The 8,397-nt window shown below is 70.0% G+C and carries 8 protein-coding genes and 1 pseudogene; 5 read left to right on the forward strand and 4 right to left on the reverse strand.

Annotation, left to right across the window (positions count from 1 at the left end):
• Positions 1 to 71: 71 nt before the first annotated feature.
• The 3 genes from DMC18_RS15675 to infC all read right to left on the reverse strand — a co-directional run bounded on the left by DMC18_RS15675 (position 72) and on the right by infC (position 3,438).
• Complete coding sequence (locus tag DMC18_RS15675; protein ID WP_233248175.1) at positions 72 to 2,033, reverse strand: S9 family peptidase; 1,962 nt, start codon at positions 2,031 to 2,033, stop codon at positions 72 to 74.
• 79 nt (positions 2,034 to 2,112) lie between these two features.
• Positions 2,113 to 2,850, reverse strand: a complete 738-nt coding sequence (locus tag DMC18_RS15680) for a 2OG-Fe(II) oxygenase family protein (RefSeq protein ID WP_110119116.1) — start codon at positions 2,848 to 2,850, stop codon at positions 2,113 to 2,115.
• 66 nt (positions 2,851 to 2,916) lie between these two features.
• On the reverse strand, positions 2,917 to 3,438 hold the full coding sequence (gene infC, locus DMC18_RS15685) for a translation initiation factor IF-3 (protein ID WP_110119117.1): 522 nt from the start codon (positions 3,436 to 3,438) through the stop codon (positions 2,917 to 2,919).
• Between the two features lie 249 nt (positions 3,439 to 3,687).
• Between infC and DMC18_RS15690 the strand changes: the two genes are divergently transcribed.
• The 3 genes from DMC18_RS15690 (at position 3,688) to DMC18_RS15700 (ending at position 5,682) form a co-directional block, all read left to right on the forward strand.
• Complete coding sequence (locus tag DMC18_RS15690) at positions 3,688 to 4,302, forward strand: YitT family protein (RefSeq protein ID WP_110119122.1); 615 nt, start codon at positions 3,688 to 3,690, stop codon at positions 4,300 to 4,302.
• Positions 4,303 to 4,414: 112 nt separating this feature from the next.
• Positions 4,415 to 5,266 (forward strand): aldose 1-epimerase, encoded by an 852-nt coding sequence (locus tag DMC18_RS15695; RefSeq protein ID WP_110119118.1) that lies wholly within the window; start codon positions 4,415 to 4,417, stop codon positions 5,264 to 5,266.
• Positions 5,263 to 5,682 carry a chemotaxis protein CheY gene (locus DMC18_RS15700; RefSeq protein ID WP_110119119.1) on the forward strand — a complete coding sequence of 140 codons (420 nt, stop codon included), beginning with the start codon at positions 5,263 to 5,265 and terminating at the stop codon, positions 5,680 to 5,682. The genes DMC18_RS15695 and DMC18_RS15700 overlap by 4 nt, the downstream gene beginning before the upstream one ends.
• Positions 5,683 to 5,721: 39 nt before the next feature.
• Here DMC18_RS15700 and DMC18_RS15705 read toward each other — a convergent pair.
• Positions 5,722 to 6,645, reverse strand: a pseudogene (locus tag DMC18_RS15705) (LysR family transcriptional regulator).
• Positions 6,646 to 6,684: 39 nt separating this feature from the next.
• Here DMC18_RS15705 and DMC18_RS15710 point away from each other — a divergent pair.
• Together DMC18_RS15710 and DMC18_RS15715 are read left to right on the forward strand one after the other, a co-directional pair.
• Entirely contained in the window at positions 6,685 to 7,905 is a 1,221-nt protein-coding gene (locus DMC18_RS15710) for an MFS transporter (RefSeq protein ID WP_110119124.1), read from the forward strand.
• Positions 7,898 to 8,397, forward strand: a 500-nt coding sequence (locus tag DMC18_RS15715) for an alpha/beta fold hydrolase (protein ID WP_110133081.1), incomplete at its 3' end; no start/stop codon positions are given. The genes DMC18_RS15710 and DMC18_RS15715, both read left to right, overlap by 8 nt.

Raw genomic sequence — 8,397 nt, forward strand, 5'->3', positions numbered from 1 at the left:
CGGCTTGGATCCCCGCCTTCGCGGGGATGCTCGGTGAAAAATGAGCTCAGGCCGGTGAATATCGATCCGCCCTAGCGCGCGGCCGTCGTCTGGGCCGGGGCGGCTGGGTCGGGCGGATTGTGCTTCTCGAGGAACTGCACCGTGGCGGTCAGCATCTGCTGCCGGCTGGCGCCGCGCGACAGCCAGTGGTCCTCGCCGGCCAGGGTGACCAGCTCGGTCGGCTTGCCGGCCCGGGCCATGGCGTCGGCCATGATCTTGCTCTGCACATAGGGAACGACCGTGTCGTCCTTGCCGTGGATCAGCAGGATCGGGAGGTCGATCTTGTCGGTCAGCTTGGCCGGCGAGATCGCCGCCAGGTCGGGATCGCGGATGCCGTCGGCGCCCATGAAGCGCAGCCAGTAGCGCAGGGTCGAGTTGTTGCGCGACAGGTGGAGTTCCTGGTCGTCCTGCAGCATGCGCTTGAGGTCGGCCGGGCCGGCCACCGACACGGCGCAGCGATAGACGCCGCGATCGAGCGCCGCGCCGGCCAGGGCCGCGTAGCCGCCATAGCTGGCGCCGACGATGCAGACGCGCTTGGGATCGACGATGCCCTGCTTCTCCAGCCAGCGGACGCCGTCCGACAGGTCGGTCTGCATCTTGCGGCCCCATTCGCCGAAGCCGGCCTTGATGAAGTCCCAGCCGAAGCCTTCCGAGCCGCGGAAGTTCGGCTGCAGCACGGCGTAGCCGCGCGAGGCCAGGCCCTGGGCCCACCAGTCGAAGCCCGGCATGTCGCGGCCTTCGGGACCGCCGTGCGGCAGCACCACCAGCGGCAGGTTCTTCGGGTCCCGGCCCTTGGGCAGGGTGAGGTAGCCGGTGATCTCCAGGCCGTCGGCGGCCTTGTACTTCACCGGGCGGACCTCGGCGATGTCGGCGGCGGCCAGGTCCTTGTACTCGTCGCCGATCCAGGAGGCGGTCTTGGCCGTCATGTCGACCAGGGCGTAGGCCGGGCCGTCGGTCGGCGAGTCGACGCGGACGACCACCTTGGTGCGATCGGCCGACCACGAGGCCAGCGACACCCGCGAGCCGGCGAAGCCCTTCTCGACGGCGTTCCAGCGCGACTGGTCCTTGGGATCGAAGAAGACGTAGCGGGTCTTGTCGCCGACCAGCGACACCCCGCCGATCAGGGCGTCGTTGCCGGGATCGCGCAGCAGGCCGTCGAAGGGGATCTCCATCGGCACGTCGACCTGCGAGCCGTCGGCGGCGTATTCGCGGTAGACGGTCTCGTTCTTGTCGTTGACGCGGGCCACCAGCACCGACTTGCCGTCGCGGCCCAGGCCCGAGACGCCGTAGGAGCCCATCGGGCTGACCGCGCGGTCGACGATGGTCCAGCCCTTCGGACCCTTGATGCGCAGCACCCAGGTTCCCTTGCTTTCGTCGTACTGCGACTGGGCCAGGGGGACGCCGTCGCCGCCGACCAGCCAGTCGTCGGTGTCTTCCGAGCGCGCTTCGATCATGCGGGTGCGGCCGGTCTTCACATTGATCGCGAACAGGGTGTTGCGGCCGAAGTTGTCGACGAAGTGGAGGCCCTGCACGAAGGCCGTCGGCGCGCCGTCGACCGAGCGCAGCGAGGCGGCGCTGAGCACGACGTTCATCGAGTCCGGCTGGTTGTCGAGCAGCAGGCGCGCCTTGTCGGTGTCCAGGTCGTACAGCGAGGTCATCCAGAACTCGCGCTTGGGCCCTTCCAGGCCCACGACGCTGGCCGTCGAGGAGACGGTGACCAGAAGGTGCGAGGCGTCGGCCCACTGCACCCAGCGCAGCTTGTTGTTGCCCATCCGCAGGGCCTTGAGCAGCTTGTTGTCGGTCGCGTTGTGGATGGTCAGCACGCGCTGCTCGCCGTCGGTCAGCGACACCGCCAGGCGGGTGCCGTCCGGCGAGATCTCGACATCCTCGATCGTCGGCAGGCTGCCGTAGGTCGACAGCGGCGCGGCCTGGGCCTGGACGCCAGACAGCAGAGCGGTCGCGCAGATGGCGATCGCGAAATCCCTAATACGCACGAGACTACAGCCCCCAGAAAGATCCCCGCGGCGAGTATAAACTCTACCTTGCCGGGAGGTCGAGCCGGGGCGCGCGAAATCAGCGCCGCGAGCGGATCCAGCCGGTGAGCGACAGGCGCGGGCCCGCCGCGTGGGGCGTGACGTAGGTCACGGCGTGCTTCTGGGGCACACGGAAGATGTTGAGGGCGTTGAAGCTGGGCTTGTAGCCCTCGGCCACGTGGCCGTCGCCGTCGAGGAACAGCAGAAGCCCGCCCCAGTCGGCCCGCCAGTTCGGCGTCAGGTTGAGGACGTAGGCGTAGAGGCGGTGCTTGCCGTCGGCGTGGTCGTCGTGCTCGGTCAGGAAGTGGCCGGGGCGATAGCGGGTGGCCTGGCTGTCGCAATAGACCGGCCGGTCGTCGCCGGTCAGGTCGCGCACGAAGTCCAGGAAGGCCTCGCCGTTCAGCAGGTCGTAGGCGGCCTCGACCAGCCGGCCTTCGCGGCGGCCGGCCTCGACCTCGTCGCTGACCCGGAAATTGTCGAAGCGGAAGCCGAAGCCGTTGCGGGTTTCCTCGGCCACCTGGCGGTCGAGCGCCAGATCGTCGGCGGGCGACAGGGCGCCGGGGCCGTCCAGCGGCAGGTTCCACAGCTTCTTGCCGACCCCGACCACGCCGCTCCACGGCGTGTCGAGGGTCAGGGCCGCGTGCAGGCGGGCGGCCGAGTCGGCGGTCAGGATCCCCGGCACGTGCAGACGGCCGTTGCGGGCGAAGGCGTCGCGCCAGGCCCCGGGCGTCAGGCCGGGGTCCAGGGACAGGGGAGCTTGCTGGGCGGGCTGGGACATGGACGATACCGGAAACGAAAAACGCCCCGGTGGTGACCGGGGCGTTTTCGAAGATAGAGCCGAAGCTTAGCGGGGCGCCAGGATCATGATCATCTGGCGGCCTTCCATGCGGGGCTCGTACTCGACCTTGGCGATCTCCTCGAAGTCGGCCTTGACCTTGAGCAGCAGCTTCATGCCGAGTTCCGGGTGGGCCATTTCACGACCGCGGAAGCGCAGGGTGACCTTGACCTTGTCGCCTTCCTCGAAGAAGCGGTGCATGGCTTTCGCCTTCACCTCGTAGTCGTGGATGTCGATGTTCGGGCGGAGTTTGATCTCCTTGAGCTCGACCACCTTCTGACGCTTGCGGGCCTCGTTCTTCTTCTTCTGCTCCTGGAACTTGAACTTGCCATAGTCCAGGATCTTGCAGACCGGCGGGTTCGCGTTCGGAACGATTTCGACCAGGTCCAGGCCAGCCTCTTCGGCCGCTTCCATGGCGGAGGCGGTCGGCATCTCGCCCTGCTTCTCGCCGTTCTGGTCGATCAGCAGGACTCGGGGGACGCGGATTTCATCGTTGATACGCGGTCCATCCTTGACGGGCGGCGCTTGCATGGGACGGCGAATAGGGGCGGCTCCGGAATTGTTGTAGAGGATTTCGCGCGGCGCCCATGGGGCGTCGCGTTCAGATGATATATGACGCCAGACACGGGCGCTATCAAGCGCTCGCCGCGACAAGACCGTTCCTCGACCGCGGATAAGTGGCGAAAGGGACGGCGGGACGGGAACGCGAACGGGACGGGACGCCGTTTTCCCTTCCTCCAGACGCGACTCGACCCTGCCTTGACCGCCGCCGCCCCCGACATGCCCGCCCCCCAAAGGCCAGCAACGCGCCATACGCCCATCGAGGACATCCACGCCCTGCTGATCGGCACGAGCTTCATCGCCGTGGGCCTGACCCTGCTGAAGACGGCGGGGCTGGTGACCGGCGGGATCGCCGGGATCGCCCTGATCATCTCCTATCTGGGCGGCTGGCCGGTAGGGGTGGTGTTCTTCGTGCTGAACCTGCCGTTCTACGTCTTCGCCCAGCGCGCCCTGGGCTGGACCTTCACCCTGAAGACCCTGGTGGTGAACGTCCTGCTGACCGGCCTGACCCTGGCCCTGCCGCACTGGCTGAAGCTGCAGGGCGTGAACCCGGTCTTCGCGGCGGTGTTCGGCGGCACCATCATCGGCATGGGCATCCTGGCGCTGGCCCGCCACCGCTCGTCGGTCGGCGGCGTCGGGGTGCTGGGCCTGTGGCTGCAGGAAAAGCACGGGATCAGCGCCGGCAAGGTGCAGATGGCCACCGACGTGCTGGTGGTCGGCGCGGCCTTCATGGTGGTCAGCTTCGACAAGCTGCTGCTGTCGATCCTGTCGGCCGTGGCCCTGAGCATCGTCATCATCGCCAACCACAAGCCGGGGCGCTACGCCGGCTACTGACGTCCCGACTACTGACTACGATGTCGACAGGCCCTCTGTTCGAGAGCGGCCGGAACTGGCATATGACGCTCCGTAAAGCTCAAGTTAGCGCTAACATAACAATGGGTTCCCGATGACACGTCCCGTCCTGGCGACCGCCCGCGCCCGCGTCGAACTGCTGCCGCAGGTGGGCGGTTCGATCGGCCGCTTCGTGTTCGACGGCCGCGACGTGCTGCGCCCGGCGCCGGAGGGCGCGACCGACGCGCTCGACGTCGGCTGCTTCCCGCTGGTCCCGTTCTGCAACCGTATCCCGGGTGGCCGTTTCTCTTTCGAGGGCCGCGAGGTGACCCTGGCGCCGAACCTGGCCGGCCATCCGCACCCGCTGCACGGCCAGGGCTGGCGCGCCGCCTGGACGGTCACCGGCCTGTCCGACACCCGCGCCGTCCTGACCTACGACCACGCCCCGTCCGACTGGCCCTGGGCCTATCGCGCCGAGCAGATCCTGGTGCTGTCCGACGAGGGCCTGCGCATCGAGCTGTCGGTGACCAACACCGGGACGGAGCCGATGCCGGCCGGCCTTGGCCTGCACCCCTATTTCGCGGCCCGCCCGGGCGAGACCCTCAAGGCCGGCGTCGACGGCGTCTGGATGGTCGACGCCGACGTGCTGCCCACCACCCACCACGACGGCGTCTGGATGCGCGACTGGATGGCCGGCGCGCCGACCGCCACCGACAGCCTGATCGACAACTGCTGGACCGGTTTCGACGGCAAGGCCGTGCTGTCGGCCCCGGGCGGGACTTCGACGACCATCGAGGCCTCCGAAAACTGCCGCTGGGTGCACGTCTATTCGCCGCCGGGCGCCGACTTCGTCTGCGCCGAGCCCACCGCCAGCCGTCCCGACCCCTTCGGTGAAGGCGAAACCGGGATCGTCGCCCTGGCCCCGGGCGAGACGACGTCGGTCTGGATGACCCTCAAAGTCGCATGATCGCCGACCTGCTGGATTTGCGTCAGATCAAGGCGCGCTGGGCCGACGCTGGCTTGAATGGCGCGATGAGCGCCCCTTCGCCCGCCCGTCCGCTGGTGGTCGTCGTCGAAGCCGACGCGGCCCTGCGCGAGGCCCTGGCCTTCGCCCTGGAGACCGAGGGCTACTGGATCCGCGCCTTCGCCGGGGTGGACGAGGCGTCGCTGTCGGAGATGATCGCCGCCGACTGCCTGGTGCTGGACGTCGATTTCCTGGCCCTGGCCGCCCTGCGCGGCAAGGGCGTGCGCACCCCCGCCGTGCTGCTGGCCGACGGCCCGGTCGACCTCTCGGCCGCCGACGCCCTGTGGGCCGGCGTCGCCCACAAGCCCCTGATCACCGACGCCCTGAGCCTGCAGGTGAAAAAGGCGGTCGGGGCGTAGGTTCAGCCCCTCTCCCATAGGGAGAGGGAGCAACTCCCCTCACCCCCGAAACGCCGGCCGGATCACCTGGATGAAATTCCTCAGCGCCGGGCTGGGCGAACGGGTGCTGGCCAGGCTGAGCCGCGCCACGGGGCTCTGGCCGGCGATGTCGCGGTAGGCCACGCCCTCGACCGCCAGCTGCCGCATCGAGGCCGGCACGATCGAGACGCCCAGTTCGGCCGCGACCAGCACGATCACCTAGGTCATCTGCGGGGCGGCCTGGCCCATCACCGGCTCGACGCCGGCGGCGCGGAAGGCCTCCACCGCCGCGTCGTGCACCGTGGGGCCCAGGTGGCGCGGCGTCATGATCAGCGGCTCGTCCTTCAGCAGCGACAGATCCACCGGATCGGAGGCCGCCGCCGGATGGCTGGCCGGCAGGGCGGCGATCACCGGCTCGTCGACCAGGTCGTGCACGGCCAGGCCCTCGAGGTTCACCGAGCCCGGGCGCAGGAAGGCCGCGTCCAGCACGCCCTCGGCCAGGTGTTCGGAAAGGTGGGTGCTGTTGCTCTCCGTCAGCGACAGCTCGACCTCCGGATAGAGCCGCCGATAGGCCCGCACCGCCGTCGAGACCACCGGATGCAGGCTGGCCGAGCCGGTGAAGCCCAGCCGCAGGGAGCCGGTCTCGCCCCGCGCCGCCCGCCGGGCCAGCACGGCCGCCGCGCCGGCCTGGTCGGGCAGGGTGCGCACGGCGGCGTGGAAGGCCTTGCCGGCCTCGGTCAGCTCGGCCCCGCTAGGGATGCGGCGGAAGAGCTGCACGCCAAGCTCGGCCTCCAGGTCCTTGATCTGCTGGCTCAGCGGCGGCTGGCCGATGCCGATCTTGGCGGCGGCGCGGGTGAAGTTGCGCTCCTCGGCCACGGCCAGGAAGTAGCGGATGTGGCGCAGCTCCATGCCATCTCCAAAAGCGATCAAGAAAGCCTTCGTCATATATTGGACTATGGGGCAGCCGACTTCTAGACCGACGCCATGACCGCCCTCGATCCCACGACCGATCTTTCGCCGCCGCGCATCGCCGCCGGCACCGCGCGGTTTCGGCGCATGTCGCTGGCCCTGTTCCTGGGCGGTTTCTCGACCTTCAGCCTGCTCTATTGCGTGCAGCCCCTGCTGCCGACCTTCGCCCGCGATTTCTCCCTGACCCCGGCCCAGAGCTCCCTGGCCCTGTCGCTGAGCACCGGGGCGCTGGCGGTGGCGATCCTGCTGGCCGGGGCGGCGTCGCAGAGCCTGGGGCGCAAGGGGCTGATGTTCGCCTCGATGAGTCTGGCGGCCCTGCTGAACCTCGCCGCCGCCTTCGCACCGTCCTGGCCGATGCTGCTGCTGGCGCGGGCGGCCGAGGGCTTTCTGCTGGGCGGCGTGCCCGCCGTCGCCATGGCCTATGTCGGCGAGGAGATGGAGCCCCGCGACCTGGGCGCGGCCATGGGCCTCTATGTGGCCGGCACGGCCTTCGGCGGCATGGCCGGCCGAGTCGGCATGGGCCTGCTGGTCGAGGTCGGAAGCTGGCGCTCGGCCATGGCGACGATCGGGGCGCTGGACCTGCTGGCCGCCGCCGCCTTCTTCCTGCTGCTCCCGCGCTCGCGCTGCTTTCAGCCGACCCCGGCCGGCGACCGCGCCGCCCAGGCCGCGGCCTGGGGCCAGGCCCTGGCCGACCGGCGGCTGCTGGCCCTGTTCGCCGTGGGCTTCTGCCTGACCGGCGTGTTCGTGACGATCTTCAACTACGCCGGCTTCCGGCTGGAGGACCCGCCCTATGTCCTCAGCCAGGGCCAGACCAGCCTGATCTTCCTCGTCTACGCCTTCGGGGTGGTCGCCTCGTCGACGGCCGGCAAGCTGGCCGACCGCTGGGGCCGGCGGACCCTGCTGGGCGTGGGTCTCGCCACGATGCTGGCGGGCGTGGCCCTGACCCTGCCGGCCGGCCTGCCGTGGATCGTGGCCGGCGTGGCCCTGGTCACCATCGGCTTCTTCATCGCCCACGCGGTGGCGAGCGGCTGGGTCGGGGCGCTGGCGGGCAAGGCCAAAGGCCAGGCGGCGGCGTTGTACCTGCTGTTCTACTATGTCGGCTCCAGTCTGGCCGGCTCGGCCGGCGGCGGCTTCTGGCGCGCGGGCGGCTGGCCGGCGGTGGCGGCCTTCACCACCGTGCTGGCCGTGATCGCCGGCGTCCTGGCCCTGCGTTTGAAGGAGACCCGCCATGGCTGATCTCGCCCCGCTCGTTCTCCTGCCCGGCCTGCTGTGCGACGCCCGCCTGTGGCGCGAGCAGGCGCTGGCTCTGCACGACGTCGCCGATATCCAGGTCGCCGACCTCACCCTCGACGACAGCGTCGCGGCCATGGCCGCTCGCGTGCTGGCCGCCGCGCCGGAACGCTTCGCCCTCGGCGGCCTCTCCATGGGCGGCTATGTCGCCTTCGAGATCCTGCGCCAGGCGCCGGAGCGGGTGACGCGCCTGGCCTTGTTCTCGACCAGCGCCGCGCCCGACAGCCCCCAACGCGCCGAGCAGCGCCGCCGGGCCATGGCGGCCCTGTCGGTCGGGCGGTTCCTGGGCGTCACCCAGCAGATGATGCCGCAGCTCCTGCCGCCGTCGCGGCTGAACGATCCCCTGGCCGGCGAGGTCAAGGCCATGGCCGGCCGGGTCGGCGGCGAGGCCTTCCTGCGCCAGCAGCGGGCGATCCTGGGCCGGCCGGACTCGCGCCC

This window comes from Caulobacter sp. D5, from assembly GCF_003185805.1.
Classification (GTDB): domain Bacteria; phylum Pseudomonadota; class Alphaproteobacteria; order Caulobacterales; family Caulobacteraceae; genus Caulobacter.